The sequence below is a fragment of the Pseudorhodoferax aquiterrae genome (assembly GCF_014652235.1).
GTDB lineage: Bacteria > Pseudomonadota > Gammaproteobacteria > Burkholderiales > Burkholderiaceae_C > Pseudorhodoferax > Pseudorhodoferax aquiterrae.
This window is the reverse complement of sequence record NZ_BMYK01000005.1, coordinates 37,393-58,864: the sequence shown is the minus strand read 5'-3', so window position 1 is coordinate 58,864 and position 21,472 is coordinate 37,393. Positions and strand designations below refer to the sequence as shown.

Sequence of the window (21,472 nt, the reverse complement as noted above, 5' to 3'; positions counted from 1 at the left end):
GTTGCCATGGCCGGCCTGACCCCCACCACCCCGCAGCCCGAAGAGATCACCGTGCACGGCCAGTCGCGCGTGCTGGAGATCGCGTTCTCCGACGGCGCGCGCTTTCGCATCCCCTTCGAGCTCATGCGCGTGTACTCGCCCTCGGCCGAAGTGCAGGGCCACGGCCCGGGCCAGGAGGTGCTGCAGACCGGCAAGCGCGAAGTCACGCTGCTGGGGCTGGAGCCCGTCGGCAACTACGCCGTGCAGCCCGGCTTCTCGGACGGCCACAGCTCGGGCATCTTCACCTGGGAGTACCTGTACTTCCTGGGCAAGGAAGAGCAGCAGCTGTGGGCCGACTACGAGCGCCGACTGGCCGAGGCCGGCGTGGACCGCGATGCGCCGATGGCGCCGCCCGCGGGCCACGGTTGCGCCAGCCACTGAACCCCACGCGCCTGCGCGCCGCCACTGTGGCGCAAACCGCCACACAATCCCCGATCTGGTGCAGGGATGTGGGTCCCTGCACACCTCTTGTGTCCTAGGATTCGTCGCATGTCATCCACCCATTTCGGTTTCCAGTCCGTCGACGAGACGGAGAAGGCCAGCCGCGTGCGGGAGGTGTTCGATTCGGTCGCGCCCAAGTACGACCTCATGAACGACCTCATGTCCGCCGGGCTGCACCGTGCCTGGAAGCGCTACACCACGCTGGTGGCCAATGTGCGCGAGGGCCAGCGTGTGCTGGACATTGCCGCGGGCACCGGCGACCTGACGCGCAGCTTCGCCAGGAGCGCGGGCCGGACCGGGCTGGTGGTGCACACCGACATCAACGAGGCCATGCTGCGCACGGGCCGCGACCGCCTGCTCGACGAGGGCGTGGTGGTGCCGAGCATGGTCTGCGACGCCGAGGCCCTGCCGTTCGCCGACGCGAGCTTCGACCTCGTGAGCGTGGCCTTCGGCCTGCGCAACATGACGCACAAGGACAAGGCCCTGGCCGAGATGTGCCGCGTGCTCAAGCCCCGCGGCAAGCTGCTGGTGCTCGAATTTTCCAAGGTCGCCAAGCCGCTCGAAAAGGCCTACGACTGGTATTCCTTCAAGGTGTTGCCCCGGATCGGCAAGGTGGTGGCTGGCGACGACGCCAGCTACCGCTACCTGGCCGAATCGATCCGCATGCACCCCGACCAGCAGGCCCTCAAAGGCCTCATGCAGGCGCAGGGATTCGGTCACGTGGACTATCACAACATGAGCGGCGGCATGGTGGCTCTGCATGTGGGCATCAAGTGCTGACCCGCTTTACTTTGATCTGAAGACGAGGAGACCTCGATGAAATTCCTGACCGTGATCCTGGCCGGCGCGCTGCTGCTGACGCTGGGTACCGACGCCGACGCGCAACGCCGCATGGGCGGTGGCAAGTCGATCGGCAAGCAGTCCAGCAACGTGACGCAGCGCGAAGCCGCGCCGCAGGCGCCGGCCGCGCCGGCACAGTCGGCCAACAACGCGGTGCCGAACAAGGCTGCCACGGCGCCCAACGCCGCAGCCGCACAACCCAAGCGCCCCTGGGGCGCGATGCTGGGCGGCCTGGCCGCCGGCCTGGGTCTGGCCTGGCTGGCGTCCTCGCTGGGCCTGGGCGAAGCCTTCGGCCAGTTCCTGCTGATCGCCCTGCTGGTGCTGGTGGCCATGGTGGTCATCGGGGCCGTGATGCGGGCACGCCGCGGCGCGCAACCGCAGCAGGCCAACCGCAGCCCGTTCGCCTTCCAGGGCGCCGGGGGCGCTTCCCCGCAGGAGCCGCAGATGCCGCGCAGCTACCGGCCCGAAAACGTCGGCAACGACGCCTCCGCACGCCCGTTCGAGCGCAGCGCCACGGCCTTCGATGCGGGCACGGCCGGTGTCGGCAGCACGGGTGTGGTGATCGGCTCCGGCCTGTCGGGTTCGCAGACCTGGGGCATCCCGGCCGACTTCGACACCGACGGCTTCCTGAACGCAGCCAAGCGCAACTTCGTGACCTTGCAATCGGCCTGGGACCGCGCCGACATCTCCTCGCTGCGCGCCATGATGACGGACGCCATGCTGGGCGAGATCCAGGCCCAGCTCAAGGAGCGTGAAGTCCACACCGGCGGCCAGGCCAACAAGACCGACGTGGTCATGCTGGACGCCAAGCTGCTGGGCATCGAGGACACGGGCGAGGACTACATGGCCAGCGTGGAGTTCAGCGGCATGATCCGCGAGGAACCCTCGGCCGGCCCGAGCCCGTTCCGCGAAGTCTGGAACATGACCAAACCCAAGAGCGGCCATGCCGGCTGGCTGGTGGCCGGTGTCCAGGCACTGCAATAAAGCCGATGCGCCGCGGAATGCGGCGCAAACGCGGAAATAATCGGGGACATGGCCACATCGTCCCCTTTTTCTTTTCTGGGCACCCTGCTCGACCGTGCGGGCAGCGCACTGCAGCCGCCCGCCTGGGCCGTGGAGGAGTTCCACCGGCGCCTGGTGCTGCTGCTCAACCACGTGCTGATGCAGGAGGAGCAGGCCATGGAGCGGCTGCTGCGCCACCAGGGTCGCGCCGTGCGCTTCCAGTGGCGCCATTTCACGCTGCACCTCCAGGCCACGCCTGCCGGCCTGCTCGACCTGGCCGATCCGCTGACCCCGGCCGATCTGACCCTCACCGTGACCGAGGAATCCGCGGCCGCGCTGGCGCAGACGCTGCTGCGGGGCGACAAGCCCGGCATCCGCATCGAGGGCGACGTGCAGCTGGCGGCCGACGTGAACTGGCTGATCGAACACGTGCGCTGGGACATCGAGGAGGACCTCTCGCGCCTGATCGGCGACGCGCCGGCCCACACGCTGGGCCAGATCGGGCGCGCCGCAACGGCCGCACTGCAGAAGTTCGTGGCCCTCGCCAGCGGCGCGCGCGGCAAGACCGCGGCATGACGGCCCACACGAGGGTCGCACCGTGAGGCAGTTCGCCCGCGGCGCCTACATCTCCTGGATCGCGCTGCGCTACGGCCTGGACGAGCTGGTGCTCTCCAGCTTCCGCCAGCCCTGGCTGCGCGGGCTCACGCGCGTGCTCTCCGTGGGCCGTGACCTCAGCGCACCGCGCGGCCAGCGCCTGCGCGAGGCGCTGGAGCGGCTGGGGCCGCTGTTCGTGAAGTTCGGCCAGGTGTTGTCCACGCGGCGCGACCTGCTGCCGCCCGACATTGCCGACGAACTGGCGCGGCTGCAGGACCGCGTGCCGCCCTTCCCGTCCGAGATCGCGGTGGACACCATCGAGCGTGCCTTCCGCAAGCCGCTCGACGAGATCTTCATCCAGTTCGACCGCACACCCATCGCCAGCGCTTCGATCGCGCAGGTGCACTTTGCGGTTCTGCGCACGCGCAAGGGCGAGCAGCGCGAGGTGGCCGTCAAGGTGCTGCGCCCCGGCATGCTGGCCACCATCGAGAACGACCTGGCGCTCATGCGCATGCTGGCCGGCTGGGTGCAGCGCGCCTCGGCCGAGGCCAAACGGCTCAAGCCGCTGGAGGTGGTGGGCGAGTTCGACAAGTACCTGCACGACGAGCTGGACCTGCTGCGCGAGGCCTCGAGCGCGGCCCAGCTGCGCCGCAACATGGCCGACCTGGACCTGGTGCTCATTCCCGAGATGTTCTGGGACTACTGCGCGCCGGACGTGATCGTCATGGAGCGCATGACCGGCGTGCCCATCGGCCAGACCACGCGCCTGCGCGAGGCCGGCGTGGACATGCACCGGCTGGCGCGCGACGGCGTGACGATCTTCTTCACGCAGGTGTTCCGCGATGGCTTCTTCCACGCCGACATGCATCCCGGCAACATCCAGGTCAGCCTGGAGCCGGCCACCTTCGGGCGCTACATCTCGCTGGACTTCGGCATCGTCGGCACGCTGACCGAATTCGACAAGGAGTATCTGGCGCAGAACTTCACGGCCTTCTTCCGGCGCGACTACAAGCGCGTGGCCGAGCTGCACATCGAGTCGGGCTGGGTGCCTGCCAACACGCGCGTGGACGAGCTCGAGGCCGCCATCCGCGCCGTCTGCGAGCCCTACTTCGACCGACCGCTCAAGGAGATCTCGCTGGGCATGGTGCTGATGCGGCTGTTCCAGACCTCGCGCCGCTTCCATGTGGAGATCCAGCCGCAGCTGGTGCTGCTGCAAAAGACGCTGCTCAACATCGAGGGCCTGGGCCGCGAGCTCGACCCCGACCTGGACCTCTGGGCCACGGCCAAGCCGTTCCTGGAGAAATGGATGATGCAGCAGATCGGCCCGCAGGCCCTGCTGCGCCAACTGCGCGACGAGGCGCCGCGCTACGCCAAGCTGCTGCCCGAAATGCCGCGTTTGCTCGTGGAGTACCTGCGGCGCGGCGGCCACGGCCAGGCCCATGACCGCCAGTTGCAGCAGCTGCTGGCCGAGCAGCGGCGGACCAACCGGCTGCTGCAGGCCATCATCTACGGCGGCATCGGTTTTGCTTTGGGTCTGCTGGTCATGCAGCTGTGGGTCCGCGTGCAGCTGTTCTGAAACAACGTCGAAGGAGAAACTGCGCGTGCTGCTGACACTGGTATTCGTCTACCTGCTTCTCACCATCGCCATCGGCCTGTGGGCCGCGCGCCGCGTCAAGACCACCGGGGACTTCGCCGTCGCAGGCAAGAATCTGCCGTTGATCATGATCGTGACGACCACGTTCGCGACCTGGTTCGGCTCCGAGACCGTGATGGGCATCCCCGCCAAGTTCGTCGAGGGCGGCCTGAACGCGGTGGTCGAGGACCCGTTCGGCGCCGGTTTCTGCCTGATCTTCGTGGGGCTGTTCTTCGCGGCCAGGCTCTACAAGATGGACCTGCTGACCATCAGCGACTACTACCGCGAGCGCTACGGCCGCGTGGTCGAGGTGGGCTGCTCGCTGATCATCATGCTGAGCTACCTGGGCTGGGTCTCGGCGCAGGTCACGGCACTGGGCCTGGTGTTCCACCTGTTGTCCGGCGAGGCGATCAGCGTGCCGATGGGCATGGTGATCGGCGTGGTCTCGATCCTGGCCTACACGCTGTTCGGCGGCATGTGGTCGGTGGCCGTGACCGACTTCATCCAGATGATCATCCTGGTGGCCGGCCTGGCCATCCTCGCGGTGTTCGCCGGGCAGATGGCCGGCGGCGCGGACAAGGTGATCGACTTCGCCGTGAGCCGCGACCTCTTCAAGTTCTGGCCCGAGCCCAGCCTGCACGACATCCTGTTCTTCTTCGCCGCGGCCATCACCATGATGCTGGGCTCGATCCCGCAGCAGGACGTGTTCCAGCGCGTGATGTCGGCCAACAGCGTCTCGGCCGCGACCAAGGGCCCGGTGATCGGCGGCAGCATGTACATCCTGTTCGCCTTTGTGCCCATGTTCCTCGTGGCCAGCGCCTTGCTCATCATGCCCGAGCAGACGCAGGCGCTGCTGGCCGACGATCCGCAGAAGATCCTGCCCACGCTGGTGATGGAGAAGATGCCCTTCGCGATGCAGGTTCTGTTCTTCGGCGCATTGCTGTCGGCCATCAAGTCCACCGCCTCGGCCACGCTGCTGGCGCCCTCGGTCACCTTCACCGAGAACATCTGGCGCCAGTTCGTGCCGCGCACCACCGACCGCAAGGAACTGCTGACCATGCGCATCACGGTGCTGGTGTTCAGCGCGTGCGTGCTGGCCTATTCCATCGCCATGGAAGGCACCTCGATCTACGAACTGGTCTCCGGTGCCTACCAGGTGCCGCTGGTCGGCGCCTTCGTGCCGCTGGTGTTCGGCCTGTACTGGAAACGGGCCAGCACCCAGGGCGCGATCCTGGCCGTCATCGCCGGCATCGGTACCTGGCTGGCGGTGATGTACACCCCCTGGGGCGAGGTGTTCCCGGCGCAGCTGGCCGGCGTGCTGGCGTCCATGGCCGGCATGCTGATCGGCTCGCTGGCGCCGCAGTGGATCGCCAACCGGCACGCCAGCCACCACCCGCTCGTGCGCAGCGCCTGATGGGCGCCGCGGGCGGGCCGCGGCCTATAATCGAGGGTTTTTTTGAGCCCCCAGTCCGCCTAACGCCATGCCTATCTACGCCTACCGTTGCGAGTCCTGCGGCCATGCCAAGGACGTTCTGCAGAAGATCTCCGATGCGCCGTTGACCGTCTGCCCGCAGTGCGGCGCCGATGCGTTCCGCAAACAGGTGACGGCGGCGGGCTTTCAGCTCAAAGGGTCGGGCTGGTACGTGACCGACTTCCGCAACAACGGCAGTGCGCCGACCAGCGCCCCGGCAGCCAAGCCCGGTGAGAGCACGCCCGCGGCGGCCCCGGCGCCTGCCAGCGACGCGGCGGCCAGCCCCGCGCCGGCGCCGGCCGCTGCACCCGCCGCCAGCCCTGCCCCGTCCACCCCCTCGGCCGGCGGCGCCTGAACGCCCACCGATGAACGCCTTGCGCAAATGGCTGGCCACCGGCCTGCTCGTCGTGGTGCCCGCGGTGATCACCGCCTGGGTGCTCGAGTGGGTCATCAGCACGCTCGACCAGACGCTGCTGATCCTGCCTTCCGCATGGCATCCGGACCGTCTGCTGGGCTTTCACGTGCCCGGCTTCGGCGTGCTGCTGGCGCTGGCCATCCTGCTCGTCGTGGGTGCGGTGGCCAGCAACTTCCTGGGCCGCAAGCTGGTCGACTGGTGGAACAACCTGCTGCACCGCATCCCGATCGTGCGTTCGATCTACTCCGGCGTGAAGCAGGTGTCGGACACGGTGTTCTCCGAGAACGGCAACGCCTTCCGCACCGCGGTGCTCGTGCAATGGCCACATGCCGGCATGTGGACCATCGCCTTCGTGACCGGCGCGCCGCGCGGTGACACGGCCAACCACCTGCCGCCGCAGGACTACCTGAGCGTCTACGTGCCGACCACGCCCAACCCGACCGGCGGCTACTTCGTGCTGGTCAAGGCCAGCGATTGCGTCGAGCTGCGCATGAGCGTGGACGAGGCGCTCAAATACATTGTTTCGATGGGTGTGGTGGCGCCGGTGACGCCGCCCAACCCGAATCCGATCGTGCGCTGAGCCCGCGGGCCCAGGCGCTTGCCCTCCACCGGCGCCGGCACAGGCGCCAAGACCTCCGAGCTGGATATGGAATCTCAAATGCGTACCACCTACTGCGGCCTCGTCAGCGAAGCGCTGATGGGCCAGACCGTGACCCTGTGCGGCTGGGTCAACCGTCGCCGCGACCATGGCGGCGTGATCTTCGTCGACCTGCGCGACCGCGAAGGCTATGTGCAAGTGGTCTGCGACCCGGACCGCCCCGAGATGTTCAAGGCCGCCGAGGGCCTGCGCAACGAGTTCTGCATCCAGATCAAGGGCCTGGTGCGCGCCCGCCCGGCCGGCACGACCAACGACGCGATCAAGAGCGGCAAGATCGAGATCCTGTGCCAGGAACTGACGGTGCTGAACCCCTCGGTCACGCCGCCGTTCCAGCTCGACGATGAGAACCTCAGCGAGACCACGCGCCTCACACACCGTGTGCTGGACCTGCGCCGCCCCTACATGCAGAAGAACCTCATGCTGCGCTACCGCGTGGCCATGGAGGTGCGCAAGTTCCTGGACGCCCAGGGCTTCATCGACATCGAGACGCCCATGCTGGGCAAGTCCACGCCCGAAGGCGCGCGCGACTACCTGGTTCCGAGCCGCGTGCACGACGGCCACTTCTTCGCGCTGCCGCAGTCGCCCCAGCTGTTCAAACAGCTGCTGATGGTGGCGGGCTACGACCGCTACTACCAGATCACCAAGTGCTTCCGCGACGAGGACCTGCGCGCCGATCGGCAGCCGGAGTTCACGCAGATCGACATCGAGACCTCGTTCCTGACCGAAGAGGACATCCGCGCCATGTTCCAGAACATGATCGTGACGGTGTTCAAGAACACGCTGGGCGTGGACCTGGGCGAGTTCCCGGTCATGAGCTACCAGGAGGCCGCGCGGCGCTTCGGTTCGGACAAGCCCGACCTGCGTGTGAAGCTGGAGTTCACAGAACTCACGGACGTCATGGGCGACGTGGACTTCAAGGTCTTCTCGGCAGCGGCCAACGCCAAGGGCGGCCGCGTGGTCGCGCTGCGCGTGCCGGGCGGCGCCAGGGAAGGCACGGGCCTGTCGCGCGGCGAGATCGACGGCTACACCGAGTTCGTCAAGATCTACGGCGCAAAGGGCCTGGCCTACATCAAGGTCAACGAGCTGGCCAAGGGCCGCGAGGGCCTGCAGTCGCCCATCGTGAAGAACATCCACGACAAGGCCCTGCAGGAAGTGCTGACGCGCACGGGCGCACAGGACGGCGACCTGCTGTTCTTCGGCGCCGACAAGGAAAAGATCGTCAACGACGCGATCGGCGCACTGCGCATCAAGATCGGCCACAGCGAGTTCGGCAAGAAGAACGGCCTGTTCGAGGACCGCTGGGCCCCGCTGTGGGTGGTGGACTTCCCGATGTTCGAGTTCGACGAGGAAGCCCAGCGCTATACCGCCGTGCACCACCCGTTCACGGCCCCCAAGGACGGCCACGAGGACTGGATGGTCAGCGCGCCCGAGAAGTGCATCTCCAAGGGCTACGACATGGTGCTCAACGGCTGGGAGATGGGTGGCGGCTCGGTCCGTATCCACCGCGCCGACGTGCAGCAGAAGGTGTTCGACGCGCTCAAGATCAGCGCCGAGGAAGCCCAGCAGAAGTTCGGCTTCTTGCTGGACGCGCTGCAGTACGGCGCCCCGCCGCACGGCGGCCTCGCCTTCGGCCTGGACCGCATCGTGACGCTGATGACGGGTGCCGAATCGATCCGCGACGTGATCGCCTTCCCCAAGACCCAGCGTGCGCAGGATCTGCTGACCCAGGCCCCGGCGCCGGTGGACGAGAAGCAGCTGCGCGAACTGCACATCCGCCTGCGCAACCCCATCGCCGCCGCCTGAGGCGGTGGGCGCCAGGGTCAGCGCGGCTGGCCCTGGTGGCGCTGCAGCAGCGGCGCGATGAAGTTGGCCGGGATCGCGTAGGTGATGCCCGAGGGCTGAGAGATCGCCGTCTCGCGCGTGCCGCGCACGTAGACCATGTTGATCACGGCGATGACGGCGCCGGTGGCCGGGTCGAACACCGGCCCGCCGCTGTTGCCCGGGTAGGCCGTGCCGTCGAGCTGGAAGATGTCGAAGCTGCCGTCGCGTGCGTTGCGGATCGAACGGGCCGACAGGCTTTGCCCATTGGCAGCGGGCAGCACGATGGGCGTGATCGAAGACACCATGCCGCGGTGCGTCACCGGCGAGAAGCCCAATGCACCACCGATCGGGAAGCCGGTATAGGCAACGGCCTGCCCTTCCTTGACGGCATCGGAGTCGCCCAGAGACAGCGCTGGTGCCGGATCGCCAGAGAAGCGCAACAGGGCAAGATCGCGCAGGCGGTCGACCTCCAGCACCTGGGCGGCCCGCATCGACAGTTCGCGCCCCAGACGCACCTGCACCACCAGATCGGAGCCGTCCGAGGGCTCGTCGGACTTGGGCAGCACATGGGCATTGGTGATGGCCAGGTTGCCATCGCCCACCACGAAGCCCGTTCCGCGCAGGTTGAAGCGCGGGCTGTTGGTCGCCTTGTAGGTGCCGACGATCAGGATCGAGGGCTTGGTCTTGGCGATCAGCTCGATGAACTGGGCGCGCGCAGGCGCGGCGGCCAGGCACCAGGCGGCGGCCGCGCAGCCTGCGAGCCAACAGCGGCGCGTGCGGGCCATCAGAGCGTGGCGCGCAGTTTCTCGACCTCGGCCTGACCGCCGAACTTGTCGCCCTGCTTGGCGAGCTCGTCCAGCAGCTGGCGTGCTTCGTTCTTCTGCCCGGCCTTGGCGTAGATCTTGGCCATGTTGAGCTTGAACAGCAGGTTGTTGGCCTGCAGGCCCATGGCCCTGGTCTGCAATTCGATGGCCTTTTTGTAGTCCTGCTTCTCGGCCAGCAGCATGGCCAGGGTGTCGATGAAGGCGGGCTGGTCGGGCGCCAGTTCGTTGGCCTTCTCGGCATAGACCATGGCGTTGTCGCGCTTGAGTTCGGACGAAACCCAGGCCAGGTTGTTGTAGGCCACCGCGTTGTTGGGCTGGGCCTTGATCACGTCCAGGTACAGCTTCTCGGCGTCGGCCAGCCGCTTGTCGGACATCGCCGTCTCCGCCAGGAACATGGGCACCACCATGTCCTTGGGCTGGCTCTGGCGCCAGGCATTGGCCTGGCGATCGGCGTCGGCGTTGCGCCCGGTGCTGCGCAGGTTGGTCAGCACGCGCACCATCAGCTCCGGCGCGGGAGTGATCTTGAGCCCCGCCTGGTAGGCCGCCAGCGCACTGGCGGGATCCTTGCCGGCCATGCGCGCGTCGCCTTCCAGCAGGAAACCGATGGCCTCGGTGGGACGCTGCTTCTGGACCGTGCGCGCGAGCGCGACGGCGTCGGCCATGCGGCCTTGTTCGTTGCGCAAGGCGATCATGCGGCGCTGCGCCTCGATGAGGTTGGGCTGCAGATCGAGCGCCTTGCGCAGCGTCTGCTCGGCCGCCACGGGGTCCTTGGTCACCATCTGGGCATCGGCCAGGCGCACCAGCGGCACCGTGGACTGGGGCTGCAGCGACACGACGCGCGCCAGCGTCGTGAGGCCCTGGTTCGTGTCGCCAGCCGCCATCTGGGCGCGGCCGGCCGCGTCGAGCATCGCCGGGTTGTCCGGCAGCGCTGCCACACCCGCCTGGGCCACGGACACCGCCTGCTTCGTGTCCTGCTGCCGCAGCAGATGGTCCACCAGCATCACGCGGGGCGCCACTTCCGTCGGTTCCGCCTGCACCGCGCGCGCCAGCAGCTCGCCGATCTGCTTGGTGTGGTCACCCGGCTGGCGCGCGTAGGCTTCGGCCAGCGCCAACATGGCACGCGAGTTCTTCGGCTCGCGCGACAGCAGGTCTTCGAAACGCTTGCGCGCCTGATCCGGCTTCTTGTCGTTCAGGTCCAGCACGGCCAGGCCCGCAACGGACGGAAAGAAGTTGGGGTTGATCGCCAGCGACGCCTCGTAGCTCTTGCGCGCGCCCGCCAGATCGTTCTTGGCCATCAGCACGCCGGCGCGCAGCTGGCCCGTCAGCGGGACGTTGGGGGTCTTCTTCTCCAGCCGGTCGATCGCGGCCAGTGCCTTGTCGAGCTCGTTGCGGCGCACCAGCGTGCTGATCAGCGCCATGTCGGCCGACGTGCCCTTGTCCGTGGCAGCGATGTCCTGCAGTTGCTCCAGGCCAGCTTCCAGCTTGCCACTGGCCATCTGCGTCATGGCCAGCGCCGTGCGCTTGCGGCCATCGCTGGGATCGAGCTTGCTGGCCCGCGCGAAGTACTCCTCGGCCTTGCGGGCGTCGCCGCTCATGAGCTGGACCTCCCCCGCCAGCGCGAGCAGCGTGGGATCGCTGGTGCTGTCGTTGATCACGGGCGCCAGCGTGGCCTGCGCCTTGGCGGCCTGGCCGGAGCGCAGATAGGTCATGGCCAGCCAGCGGCGCGCCATCTCCAGGGAGGCGTCGCCCTGCACGGCCTTGGCGAGGTATTCCTCGGCCGTGACCAGCGCATTGCGCTGCAGGTCGATGCCGCCGGCGAGCTCGAGCGCGCGGGCATTGGTGGGGGCGACGCGCAGCAAATCCTGCGCCAGTTGCCGGGCGTTGGGGAAATCCTTCTTCGCGTAGGACAGCTGGGCATCCAGGTAGATCGCCTCGGGGTGCTTGGGCGCCAGCTTGCGCAGGTTCGCCATCTCCTTCTCGGCGTCGTCCAGCTTGGCCTGCCGGGTCAACAGGCCGACCAGGCCGAAGTAGCCCCGCATATCGCCGGGCTGGGCCTCGATCGACTTGCGGTAGGACGCCGCAGCCTCGTCGGGTTGCCGCAGCACGTACTGCTGGATGTCGCCCTTGATGCGCCAGGCCTCCGCGTTCTTGGCGTTGCGCTGCAACACACCATCCAGCACCGCCACGGCGCCATCCGTGTCCCGGGCTGCGAGCTTGCTGCGGGCCTGCAGCAGCAGGGCCCCCTGGTTCTGCGGGTCCGCCGCCAAGGCCTTTTCCAGCGCCTTCGCGGAGCCGGCCTGGTTGCGCTCGGCCGCGTAGGCACTCGCCAGCGCGGTCTGCAGTTCCGCAGTGGCCTCGGGAGACGACAGCTGCGTGTCGGCAAAGTCCTCGATGACCTTCTTGTTCTTGCCCTGCATCAGCATCGCCTGCGCCAGCTTGGGCAGGACCTGGTCGGCCGGCTGCTTGAGATCGCGCGCCTTGCTGAGTTCGATTTCCGCAGCCGAGGCATCGCCGCTGGCCAGCAGCGCCAGGCCGAGCAGGCGACGGGCCTCGCCCGAATCGGGCTGCTTTTGCAGCACGTTCTTGATCTGGATGGTGGCGGCCTTGTAATCGTTCTTGGCCATGTAGTCCTTGGCGGAGGACAGCAGGGACTCGGGGCTGTCGCCGCAGCCCGCGAGCAGCAGGGCCACGGCGACGGCGATCGTGGCGAAAGAGGTTTTGTGGTGCGGCATGGAACGGCTCTCTGGGAAGGTCTTGACGGGGCGGCCGGCTTACTTCAAGCCGAGGCGGTGCATGAGGTCGTACAGCGTGGGCCGGCTGACGCCGAGGAGTTCCGCGGCCTTGACGATGTTGCCGTTGACCCGGCCCAGCGCCGCAATGATGGCGGTGCGCTCGGCGGCATCACGCACGGCGCGCAGGTCCAGCGCCGGGTCCAGGCCATCGGGCTCTTCCGGGGCCACCAGGCCGATGTCGTCGCGCACGATCTGGTTGCCATCGGCCATGATGACCGCACGCTTGATGCAGTTCTCGAGCTCGCGGATGTTGCCGGGCCAGCCATGGGCTTCGATGGCACGGACGGCCTCTTCGCTGAGGCTCACCGTGCCGCGGTTCTGCTCCTGCGCGAAACGCCGCACGAAGGCATGGGCCAGCAATGCGGCGTCGCCGACACGGGCGCGCAGCGGTGGGATGTTGACGACGATCTCCGCGAGCCGGTAGTACAGATCCTCGCGGAAGCGGTTTTCCTTGCTCAGGGCCTTGAGGTCCTGGTGCGTGGCGCAGACGATGCGCACGTCGACGGGGATCTCCTGGCGGCCGCCCACGCGCTCGATGGTGCGCTCCTGCAGGAAGCGCAGCAGCTTGGCCTGCAGACTGAACGGCAGGTCACCGATCTCGTCGAGCATCAGCGTGCCGCCGTTGGCCGTCTCGATCTTGCCGACGGTGGTCTTGGCTGCGCCGGTGAACGCACCCTTCTCGTAGCCGAAGAGTTCGCTCTCGAGCAGGTTCTCGGGGATCGCGGCGCAGTTGATCGCGACGAACTTGCCGTTGCGACGTGGCGAAGCCTGGTGCAGGCCCTTGGCCAGCACCTCCTTGCCGGTACCGCTTTCGCCCAGCAGCATGACGGTCGCGGTGCTGTTGGCCACCTTCTCGATGGTGCGGCAGATGCGCAGCATCTCGGGGTCGCGCGTGATCAGGCCGCCGAGCGCATCGGGCTGCTGCATGGAGCGCAGCCGGCGATTCTCCTTCTGCAACTCGAACAGGCGGAACGCCCGATCCACCGTCAGGTTCAGCACATCGGGATCGAACGGCTTGGGCATGAAGTCGTAGGCCCCCATGGCGACGGCGCGCAGGGCGTTGGCCTGGTCGTTCTGGCCTGTCAGCACGATGACCTTGGTGTCGGGCTCCACCGCTAGGATCTGCTCGAGCAGCTTGAAGCCCTCGCTGACCGAGTCCGCATCGGGCGGCAGGCCCAGGTCCATGGTCACGACCGCTGGCGTGTGGCGGCGCAGCTGCACCAGCGCCGACTCGCGGTCCAGTGCCGTCACCGACTCGAAGCGGTCCAGCGACCACTTGATCTGCTTTTGCAGCGCCGGATCGTCTTCGACGATCAACAGCGCGCGCATCTTTTCCGAGCTCATGCGTTCTCCAAGGGCTGCAGGACGGACGTCGAATGGGCGTCGAACAGTGGCAACAGCATCTTGATCACCGTACCGCGGCCAAGTTCGCTGTCCACCCGGATTTTTCCGCCCAACTCCTGCACATATTGATAACTCTCGTAGGCGCCGATGCCCATGCCGGCCTGCTTGGTGGTCTGGAAGGGCTTGAAGAGGCGCTCGCGCACGAACTCCTCGGACATGCCGCGCCCCGTGTCCCCGACCTCGACCAGCGCCATGCCGGCTTCGCGGCCGAGCCGGAGCCATACGCGGCCCGGAGGGTCGGTGGCATCGAAGGCGTTCTGCACCATGTGGCCGATGATGCGCTCGAGCCGCTCATCCTGCCCCCGCGCCACCGGCTCGTCGTCCAGATCCAGCTCCAGCTGCCGGCCGCGGCCCTCGGCCACCCGGGCGATGCGCCGGGCAATGCCGGCCAGGGCGACACCGTGCACGGTGCCGGTCGGCTTGGCACCCTCGCGCAATTGAAGCATCAGCTGTCGCATCTTGTCCAAGGAATTTTCAACAGTCATGAGCATGTCCTGCTGGAACTCCGGGTTGCCCTGCAAGCGCTTGGCGTTCTTCATCATCAGGGACAGCTGGGTCACGATGTTCTTGAGGTCGTGCACCACGAAGGCCGACATCTTGTTGAAGGCATCGAACTTGCGCACTTCCAGCAAGGCTTCGGTGGCCTGCATCTGCGCGAGAAAGCTCGCCGCTTGCCGGCCGGCCGTCTTCAGCAGGTCGTTGACTTCCCAGTTGACATCCACGTCGGCGCGTGCACTGGCGAGTACGACGAAGCCCGTCAACTCATCGCCCACGGTCAGCGGCACGATGAGCCAGGCCTGCCGCACTTCCTGCAGCCAGGCCGGCAAGGCCAGGTCGCCGTAGCGCTGGGGGAAGGAGCGGTACTCCTGCAGGTTGATGACCCAGCCGCTTTGCAGCAGGAAGCGGCAGAACGCGGAGTCGGCCTCTTCCTTGTCCTTGGACGCGGGCATGTTCCAGGTCGACGCGCAGCGCAACGAGGCTTCCCCCGGACTGCGCAACCACAGCAAGCCTGCCGGACTTTCCAGCATGTCGGCCAGCCCGCGGATCACGCGCTGGCCCATGGCCAGCGGCGAGCGGTCGTTCGACAGGGTCTGGGTGAAGCGCAACCATTCTTCGCGGTAGTCGTAGCGGTAGCGGAAGAAGTGCTTGCCCACCGTCACGCGCAGCCGCGAGCGCACCGTGCCCGACATCAGCAGCACCATCATGCCCACCGAGGCCACGGAGACGAGCGCCAGCTGCAGCGCCCGGCCCCAGTCGCCACCGAAGTAGCGCACGTAATAGCCGACCGCGGAAATGAAGATCAGGTAGACGCCCGCCAACACCAGCGTGGCGGAATGGAAGACGGCCGTGCGCGAGACGCGCACCTTGCCGACCCAGTCGCTGCGCCCGCTCATCGACAACCACATCAGCGGCACCAACACCGCGTGCAACAGGCCGCGCACGCTCATCGCATCGAGGTCGGGACGGTTGAACAGAACCGCCTGCGAGAACACGTACAGGTCGAACAGGAAGGTGCCGGCCAAGCCCAAACACAGGGGCTTGAGGCTCCAGCGCACGTCGTCCGTCACGTTGCGGTAGACCTGTTCCAACAAGAACAGCGCAAAGACCGGCAGGGCCATCGCGCCGAGCAGTTGCCACTGGCCCACCGCGGCCGCCGCATTGCCATCGCCGTCCAGCAGGTTGTTCACCCGCACCACCACCGTCCCGCCGACCAGCAGGGCCGCGACCACACCCGCCCAACCGAAGCGCTGGACCAGCCAGCCCGGACGCTCAGGCCGCCACAGCAGCAACAGGAAGCCGATCCAGCAGGCGTAGCGCAGGCAATCGGCAAGCAGGCTGAGGTCGACCAGCCAGGGCGACGCGCTCAGCAGGGCCGCCAGCACGAGGAAGGCCCACACCATCGAGGCGACGACCGCTCCGAGCATCAATCCGGGAGAGACCTCGCGCGCCGCCCATAGCGTGCGTCGCCGCACCAGCGCCACGGCGAATGCGGCGAAGGCCAGCCCGGTGAAGGCATACCCCCAGACGCTCAGCAAGATGTTGGGACTGTCCACGCGCCTCCCCTACTGCGGACGCGGGCAGTTCTGCGCCACACCAGGCGCCGGCATGCTCAGCGCGCGCCCTTGGCCATCAACACCACCCCGATGGTCTCGAACAGGATCACGAGGTCCAGGAACAGGGAGTGGTTCTTGACATAGTACAGGTCGTACTGCAGCTTTTCCGCCGAGTCTTCCAGCGAGGCGCCGTAGTGGTAGCGCACCTGGGCCCAGCCCGTCACGCCGGGCTTGACGCTCTGGCGGACCGCATAGTAGGGAATCTCGCGGGTCAACTGGTCGACGAAGAACGGCCGTTCGGGGCGCGGGCCCACGAGGCTCATGTCACCATTCAACACGGAGAACAGCTGCGGCAGTTCGTCGATGCGGACCTTGCGGATGAAGCTCCCCACACGCGTCACCCGGCTGTCCTTGGCCGCCGCGAACTGCGGCCCGTCCTTCTCCGCGTCGGTGCGCATGCTGCGGAACTTGACGACGTTGAACAGCCGTCCATTGAAGCCCACACGCTCCTGGCGGTAGAAGACGGGGCCGCGGCTTTCCAGCTTGATGACGAGCGCCGTCACCAGCATCACGGGCGCGGTGATCCCGATCAAGAGCAGCGCACAAGCGATGTCGAAGATGCGCTTGACCGCCGTGCGCAGCCCACCCTGGCTGAACCCATCGCCAAAGACCAGCCAACCGGCCGACACCGAATCGAGCCGGATCTGGCCTTTGGTCTTCTCGAAGTGCGTGGCCATGTCGGTCACGCGCACGCCGTGCAGCTTGCAGTCCAGCAGCTCGCGCAAGGGCATGCTGCCGCCACGGCGTTCGACCAGCGCCACGACGATTTCGTCGACTTCCAGTTCGAGCGCCGTGTCGGTCAGCGACTTGTTCTTGGAGAGGATGCCCCAGGCCGAGACCTCGGCCTCGGATTCGTTCGGACTGGCGTAGTAGCCCACCACGTCGACATGCGGGTCGTCCTTCTTGAGCGCCCGGCCGACCAACGCGGCCCGGGGACCGGTTCCGAACACCAGTACGCGGTGCCTCAAGGCGGACTGTGCGCCGGAATGTGCGGCATCGACGCGGTGCGCCAGCACCACCAGCAGCCCGACCATGGCCGCCAGGGCCAGCGACTGGCGCCCCTCGATACCCAAAGGAACCAAGCCGAAGACGGCGTAGGTCACGGGCACCGCAAGCAGCAGCGCCAGCGCTGCGCGCGCGCGCGACTGGTTTAAGGTGCGGCCGTGCACGCGCTGGTAAAAGCCCATGCTGCCGTTGATGACCAACATGCCGGTTGCCAGCAAGGCCGTGTAGCCCAGCACCGGCACCATGACCGGCAACTCCGCACGCCGCCACAGCAATTCGGCGAACACGGCCGCGAGGATCAACGCGAAATCGAGAACCACCTGCAACACCGTCCGCCGATGCAGGTAGTGGTTGAACAACTTGATCATGCGCCCCGACCCTCGGCCCCAGCGCCAGATGCAATCAGGGACCGCTTCCCTTTGGTGTTGTTACGTCGAAGTCGAATCATCCGATGCCGTTCCCGGTAAAAGACAGAGCGCGCCAACCACAACTGTACGTGCCATCAGATGCAGGGCGGCCCCGATCGAGCCACGGGCGCAAGGATTGCTCCCCATTTGAGCGGAATCTGCGCAAAAACCCACAAATCTCCGGACGATTGTAGAAGGCCTGCATGACACCAGCGCCGGCCTCCGTCCGGTACGTCAGACTAGCGCGACGCTTTGTGCGGACGCCGCTTGGCGTCGAACGGCACGAACACCTTGCCGCCGCCCGCAGGACGTCCAGCACCCGCGCGAGCGCCGTCTGCCCGCGGCGCAGGCCTCGCCTGGCTGCCGAAGCCGCCGCGGTCACCGCCCTGCCAGGCGCCGAAACCGGCCCGGTCGTGCTGGCCGCCGCGCGGCGCGCCGACGCCACGACCACGCGGCTCGCCGCCACGCGGACCACCACGGCCGAAGGCCGGCTTACGCGGCTCGGGGAAGCGCTCGCGCGGCTCCATGCCTGGGACCACCTCGGCCTTGAACGGCTGGCGCGTGAAGTGCTCGATGTCCTGGATGCGTCGGCGGTCGCGGAACTCGGCGAAGGTCACGGCGAGGCCGTCGCGCCCGGCGCGGCCGGTGCGGCCGATGCGGTGCGTGTAGTCCTCCGCCTTCATCGGCAGGCCGAAGTTGAACACGTGCGTGATGGCGGGCACGTCGATGCCCCGCGCCGCTACGTCGGTGGCCACCAGGATCTGCACCTGGCCATTGCGCAGCGCCATCAGGCGGCGGTTGCGCAAGCCCTGGCTCAGTGCGCCATGCAGGGCCACGGCCGAGAAGCCGGCCTGCTGAAGATCATGGGCCAGGCCGTCGCACTCGATCTGGGTGCTGGCGAACACGATGGCCTGCTCGATGCTGGCGTCGCGCAGCCAGTGGTCCAGCAGCGCGCGCTTGTGCTGTGCGTTGTCGGCCCAGAACAGCACCTGGCGGATGTTCTGGTGCTTCTCGTGCGGCGTGGCGATCTGGATGCGCTTGGGCTCGCGCATCACGCGCAGCGCCAGTTGCTGGATGCGCGGCGCAAAGGTGGCGCTGAACATCATGGTCTGCTGGCGCTGGGCCGTCAGGTCGTGGATCTCGGCCAGGTCGTCGGCAAAGCCGAGGTCCAACATGCGGTCGGCTTCGTCGACGACCAGGAAGCGCACCTTGTCCAGCTTGAGCTGCATGGAGCGCTGCAGGTCCAGCAGGCGGCCCGGCGTGGCCACGACCAGATTGGCGTTCTGCAGCTTGGCGATCTGCAACGCGTAGGGCATGCCGCCCACGACGTTGGCAATGCGCAGGCCACGGCAATGCTTGACCAGTTCGATCGCGTCGTGCGCGACCTGCTGCGCCAGTTCGCGCGTGGGGCACAGCACCAGCGCGCCCGGCTCGGCCGGCTTGAAGTGGCGCGGGTTGGTCGGGTCCTTGCGGCGCGGCTTCTTGGGCGCCGGTTCGCCGCGGGCCTCGGCTTCAGCCGCCAGGCGCTCGCGCTCCGCACGCTCGGCCGCCTCGTTGGCTTCCTGTTGGCGAATCAGCGTGTGCAGCACGGGCAGCAGGAAGGCCGCGGTCTTGCCGCTGCCGGTCTGACTGGAAACCATCAGGTCGTTGAACCCGGTGGTGTCGCCCATGGCCATCGGCACGGCCTGCTGCTGCACCGCGGTGGGCTGGGTGAAGCCCAGGTCGGCCACGGCGCGCAGCAGCGGCTCGGCCAGGCCCAGCGCGGCGAAGGCGGAAACGTCCGGCGCAGCGGTGTGGGCGGTTTCACCCTCGACAACGGCGTTGTCGTGGGCGGGCATGGGCAAAGCTGCCCGGTCTTCAAAAGAGTCGGTCATGGATTTCTCACACGTGCGATGCCCCGCGCTACCTGACGTCGGTGTGGCGGTGCAAAGCTCGTCATCGGTGGAACAAACATCCACCTTCAAACGAAACAACGCCTGGCCAGTGCCGACAGCGTTGGCGGCTCTTCAGAGCCGAGAGTGTGAGGGGAGATGCAAAGGGACGGCGCGGTCAAGCGACTTTGCCGAAGCCCTCGATTATGACATGCGCCGTTAATCCATGCGCAAGAAGTGCGTGCGGTAATGCGCCAACTCGTCGATGGACTCGTGCACGTCGGCCAGCGCGGTGTGCTTTTGCGCCTTCTTGAAGTTGCTGTAGACCTCAGGTTTCCAGCGCTTGGCCAGCTCCTTGAGCGTGCTGACGTCCAGGTTGCGGTAATGGAAGAAGGCCTCCAGCTTGGGCATGTACTTGACCAGAAAGCGCCGGTCCTGCCCGATGCTGTTGCCACACATGGGCACCGAGTTCTTGGGCACGTAGCGCGCGAGGAAGGCCAGCAGTTCCGCCTCGGCCTGGGCCTCGGTCATGCTGGAGGCGCGCACCTTGTCGATCAGACCGCTGCGGCCATGCGTGCCCTTGTTCCACGCGTCCATCTTGTCCAACTGCTCGTCCGATTGGTGGATCACGAGCACCGGCCCTTCCACGCGCGGCTGCAGATCCGGCCCCGTCACCACCACCGCGATCTCGATCAGGCGCTCGACTTCAGGGTCCAGGCCGGTCATCTCACAGTCCAGCCAGACCAGGTTCTTGTCGGATTTGCCCAGCAGGACGGGTGCGGAAGTGGTGTTGGTCGGGTCCATGCAGGCATTCTCGCCGATGGCCTACACTGCCCGGCTATGCCCCCCGACCTGTCCGCTGCGGACCTTTTCACCGCGGCATTCGCCGTGGCCCTCGTGCTCGGCCTGCTGGTCAAGTTCTGGCTGGCCAGCCGCCAGATCCGCCATGTGGCACGGCACCGCGACGCAGTGCCCGCCGCGTTCGTCGGCACCATCACGCCCGCGGCGCACCGCAAGGCCGCCGACTACACCATCGCCAAAACGCGCTTCGGCCTGCTGGAGATGGCCTTCGGCACCGCCGTGCTGTTGGGTTGGACCTTGCTGGGCGGCCTGAACCTGCTGAACGAGTTGCTGCTGCGCGCCCTCGGCCCCGGCATGTTGCAACAGCTCGCGCTGCTGGCCGCCTTCGCACTGGTGGGCGGCCTGCTGGAGCTGCCGTTCTCGCTGTACCAGACCTTCGGCATCGAGCAACGCTTCGGCTTCAACAAGATGAGCGCCCGGCTGTGGCTGGCCGACCTGTTGAAGTCGGCGCTGGTCGGCGCCCTGATCGGCCTGCCGATCGCCGCACTGATCCTGTGGCTCATGGGCGCGGCCGGCCAGCGCTGGTGGCTGTGGGCCTGGGCCGCCTGGATGGGCTTCAACCTCGTGCTGCTGATGGTCTACCCGACCTTCATCGCGCCGCTGTTCAACCGGTTCAAGCCGCTCGAGGACGAAGGCCTGAAAGCCAGCGTCACCGCGCTCATGCAACGCTGCGGCTTCGCCGCCAAGGGCTTGTACGTGATGGACGGCAGCCGGCGCAGCGCGCATGGCAACGCCTACTTCACCGGCTTCGGCGCCGCCAAGCGCGTGGTGTTCTACGACACGCTGCTGGCCCGGCTGTCCCCGCGCCAGGTCGATGCCGTGCTGGCGCACGAGCTCGGCCACTTCAAGCACCGTCACATCGTGCAGCGCATCGTCCTGATGTTCGCGCTGAGCCTGGCGGGCTTCGCGCTGCTGGGCTGGCTGTCGGGCCAGACCTGGTTCTACACCGGCCTGGGGGTGCACCCGTTCATGGCGCTGCTGCCCGACGGCCGCCCGGCCCCCAACGACGCACTGGCGCTGCTGCTGTTCATGCTGGCCATGCCGGTGTTCGGCTTCTTCGTGGCGCCGCTGTCGGCCCAGCTGTCGCGCCGCCACGAATTCCAGGCCGACGCCTTCGCCGTGGCCCAGACCAGCGGCGCCGACCTGTCGTCCGCGCTGCTCAAGCTCTACGAAGACAACGCCAGCACGCTGACGCCCGACCCCGTGTTCGTGAAGTTCTACTACTCCCACCCGCCAGCGTCCGAACGGCTGGCCCGTCTGCAGCCTGCTGCCTGAGGAGC

The 21,472-nt window shown here is 67.4% G+C and carries 17 protein-coding genes; 10 read left to right on the top strand and 7 right to left on the bottom strand.

All coding sequences use genetic code 11. From position 1 onward, the window contains the following. Nucleotides 1–6 precede the first annotated feature (6 nt). From IE209_RS10585 to aspS, 9 genes are all read left to right on the top strand, one after another. Nucleotides 7–420: a gamma-butyrobetaine hydroxylase family protein gene (locus IE209_RS10585; protein WP_189686927.1), complete on the top strand. Its 414-nt coding sequence runs from the start codon at nt 7–9 to the stop codon at nt 418–420. 108 nt (nt 421–528) lie between these two features. Next, a complete protein-coding gene (gene ubiE, locus IE209_RS10580) occupies nt 529–1,260 on the top strand; it encodes a bifunctional demethylmenaquinone methyltransferase/2-methoxy-6-polyprenyl-1,4-benzoquinol methylase UbiE (protein WP_189686926.1) in 732 nt (243 codons plus the stop codon). 36 nt (nt 1,261–1,296) lie between these two features. Then, nucleotides 1,297–2,304 carry a Tim44 domain-containing protein gene (locus IE209_RS10575; RefSeq protein WP_189686925.1) on the top strand — a complete coding sequence of 336 codons (1,008 nt, stop codon included), beginning with the start codon at nt 1,297–1,299 and terminating at the stop codon, nt 2,302–2,304. A 48-nt stretch (nt 2,305–2,352) separates the two neighbouring features. Then, nucleotides 2,353–2,898: a hypothetical protein gene (locus IE209_RS10570; protein WP_189686924.1), complete on the top strand. Its 546-nt coding sequence runs from the start codon at nt 2,353–2,355 to the stop codon at nt 2,896–2,898. A 22-nt stretch (nt 2,899–2,920) separates the two neighbouring features. Then, nucleotides 2,921–4,492, top strand: coding sequence for a ubiquinone biosynthesis regulatory protein kinase UbiB (gene ubiB / locus IE209_RS10565; RefSeq protein WP_189686923.1), 1,572 nt, complete (start codon nt 2,921–2,923; stop codon nt 4,490–4,492). A 25-nt stretch (nt 4,493–4,517) separates the two neighbouring features. After that, on the top strand, nt 4,518–5,963 hold the full coding sequence (locus tag IE209_RS10560; protein WP_189686922.1) for a high affinity choline transporter 1: 1,446 nt from the start codon (nt 4,518–4,520) through the stop codon (nt 5,961–5,963). 67 nt (nt 5,964–6,030) lie between these two features. Then, on the top strand, nt 6,031–6,375 hold the full coding sequence (locus IE209_RS10555) for an FmdB family zinc ribbon protein (RefSeq protein WP_189686921.1): 345 nt from the start codon (nt 6,031–6,033) through the stop codon (nt 6,373–6,375). A gap of 10 nt (nt 6,376–6,385) precedes the next feature. Then, nucleotides 6,386–7,015 (top strand): DUF502 domain-containing protein, encoded by a 630-nt coding sequence (locus tag IE209_RS10550; RefSeq protein ID WP_189686920.1) that lies wholly within the window; start codon nt 6,386–6,388, stop codon nt 7,013–7,015. A 78-nt stretch (nt 7,016–7,093) separates the two neighbouring features. Further along, complete coding sequence (gene aspS, locus IE209_RS10545; protein ID WP_189686919.1) at nt 7,094–8,896, top strand: aspartate--tRNA ligase; 1,803 nt, start codon at nt 7,094–7,096, stop codon at nt 8,894–8,896. Nucleotides 8,897–8,913: 17 nt separating this feature from the next. Here aspS and IE209_RS10540 read toward each other — a convergent pair whose 3' ends face one another. From IE209_RS10540 to orn, 7 genes are all read right to left on the bottom strand, one after another. After that, the gene (locus tag IE209_RS10540) at nt 8,914–9,699 is read right to left on the bottom strand and encodes a S1C family serine protease (RefSeq protein ID WP_189686918.1); all 786 of its coding nucleotides are present in this window, start codon (nt 9,697–9,699) and stop codon (nt 8,914–8,916) included. After that, the gene (gene prsT, locus IE209_RS10535; RefSeq protein WP_189686917.1) at nt 9,699–12,470 is read right to left on the bottom strand and encodes an XrtA/PEP-CTERM system TPR-repeat protein PrsT; all 2,772 of its coding nucleotides are present in this window, start codon (nt 12,468–12,470) and stop codon (nt 9,699–9,701) included. Before prsT ends, IE209_RS10540 begins: the two co-directional genes overlap by 1 nt. 39 nt (nt 12,471–12,509) lie before the next feature. After that, complete coding sequence (gene prsR, locus IE209_RS10530) at nt 12,510–13,874, bottom strand: PEP-CTERM-box response regulator transcription factor (RefSeq protein ID WP_189686916.1); 1,365 nt, start codon at nt 13,872–13,874, stop codon at nt 12,510–12,512. After that, nucleotides 13,871–15,988 carry an XrtA/PEP-CTERM system histidine kinase PrsK gene (gene prsK, locus IE209_RS10525; RefSeq protein ID WP_189686915.1) on the bottom strand — a complete coding sequence of 706 codons (2,118 nt, stop codon included), beginning with the start codon at nt 15,986–15,988 and terminating at the stop codon, nt 13,871–13,873. The genes prsR and prsK overlap by 4 nt, the downstream gene beginning before the upstream one ends. 56 nt (nt 15,989–16,044) lie before the next feature. After that, nucleotides 16,045–17,421, bottom strand: coding sequence for a TIGR03013 family XrtA/PEP-CTERM system glycosyltransferase (locus IE209_RS10520; RefSeq protein ID WP_189686914.1), 1,377 nt, complete (start codon nt 17,419–17,421; stop codon nt 16,045–16,047). Between the two features lie 278 nt (nt 17,422–17,699). Then, nucleotides 17,700–19,334, bottom strand: coding sequence for a DEAD/DEAH box helicase (locus tag IE209_RS10515; RefSeq protein ID WP_189686913.1), 1,635 nt, complete (start codon nt 19,332–19,334; stop codon nt 17,700–17,702). A gap of 216 nt (nt 19,335–19,550) precedes the next feature. Next, the gene (gene orn / locus IE209_RS10510; RefSeq protein ID WP_189686912.1) at nt 19,551–20,135 is read right to left on the bottom strand and encodes an oligoribonuclease; all 585 of its coding nucleotides are present in this window, start codon (nt 20,133–20,135) and stop codon (nt 19,551–19,553) included. A 36-nt stretch (nt 20,136–20,171) separates the two neighbouring features. Here orn and IE209_RS10505 point away from each other — a divergent pair, with 36 nt between their 5' ends. Further along, nucleotides 20,172–21,467, top strand: a complete 1,296-nt coding sequence (locus IE209_RS10505; protein WP_189686911.1) for a M48 family metallopeptidase — start codon at nt 20,172–20,174, stop codon at nt 21,465–21,467. The last annotated feature ends 5 nt before the right edge of the window (nt 21,468–21,472 follow it).

Excerpts from the sequence above, each read along its gene's own strand:
- IE209_RS10585 (WP_189686927.1), top strand. The coding sequence starts at position 7 with ATGGCCGGCCTGACCCCCACCACCCCGCAGCCCGAAGAGATCACCGTG.
- ubiE (WP_189686926.1), top strand. The coding sequence starts at position 529 with ATGTCATCCACCCATTTCGGTTTCCAGTCCGTCGACGAGACGGAGAAG.
- IE209_RS10575 (WP_189686925.1), top strand. The coding sequence starts at position 1,297 with ATGAAATTCCTGACCGTGATCCTGGCCGGCGCGCTGCTGCTGACGCTG.
- IE209_RS10570 (WP_189686924.1), top strand. The coding sequence starts at position 2,353 with ATGGCCACATCGTCCCCTTTTTCTTTTCTGGGCACCCTGCTCGACCGT.
- IE209_RS10555 (WP_189686921.1), top strand. The coding sequence starts at position 6,031 with ATGCCTATCTACGCCTACCGTTGCGAGTCCTGCGGCCATGCCAAGGAC.
- IE209_RS10550 (WP_189686920.1), top strand. The coding sequence starts at position 6,386 with ATGAACGCCTTGCGCAAATGGCTGGCCACCGGCCTGCTCGTCGTGGTG.
- aspS (WP_189686919.1), top strand. The coding sequence starts at position 7,094 with ATGCGTACCACCTACTGCGGCCTCGTCAGCGAAGCGCTGATGGGCCAG.
- IE209_RS10540 (WP_189686918.1), bottom strand. The coding sequence starts at position 9,699 with ATGGCCCGCACGCGCCGCTGTTGGCTCGCAGGCTGCGCGGCCGCCGCC.
- prsT (WP_189686917.1), bottom strand. The coding sequence starts at position 12,470 with ATGCCGCACCACAAAACCTCTTTCGCCACGATCGCCGTCGCCGTGGCC.
- prsR (WP_189686916.1), bottom strand. The coding sequence starts at position 13,874 with ATGAGCTCGGAAAAGATGCGCGCGCTGTTGATCGTCGAAGACGATCCG.
- IE209_RS10520 (WP_189686914.1), bottom strand. The coding sequence starts at position 17,421 with ATGATCAAGTTGTTCAACCACTACCTGCATCGGCGGACGGTGTTGCAG.
- IE209_RS10515 (WP_189686913.1), bottom strand. The coding sequence starts at position 19,334 with ATGACCGACTCTTTTGAAGACCGGGCAGCTTTGCCCATGCCCGCCCAC.
- orn (WP_189686912.1), bottom strand. The coding sequence starts at position 20,135 with ATGGACCCGACCAACACCACTTCCGCACCCGTCCTGCTGGGCAAATCC.
- IE209_RS10505 (WP_189686911.1), top strand. The coding sequence starts at position 20,172 with ATGCCCCCCGACCTGTCCGCTGCGGACCTTTTCACCGCGGCATTCGCC.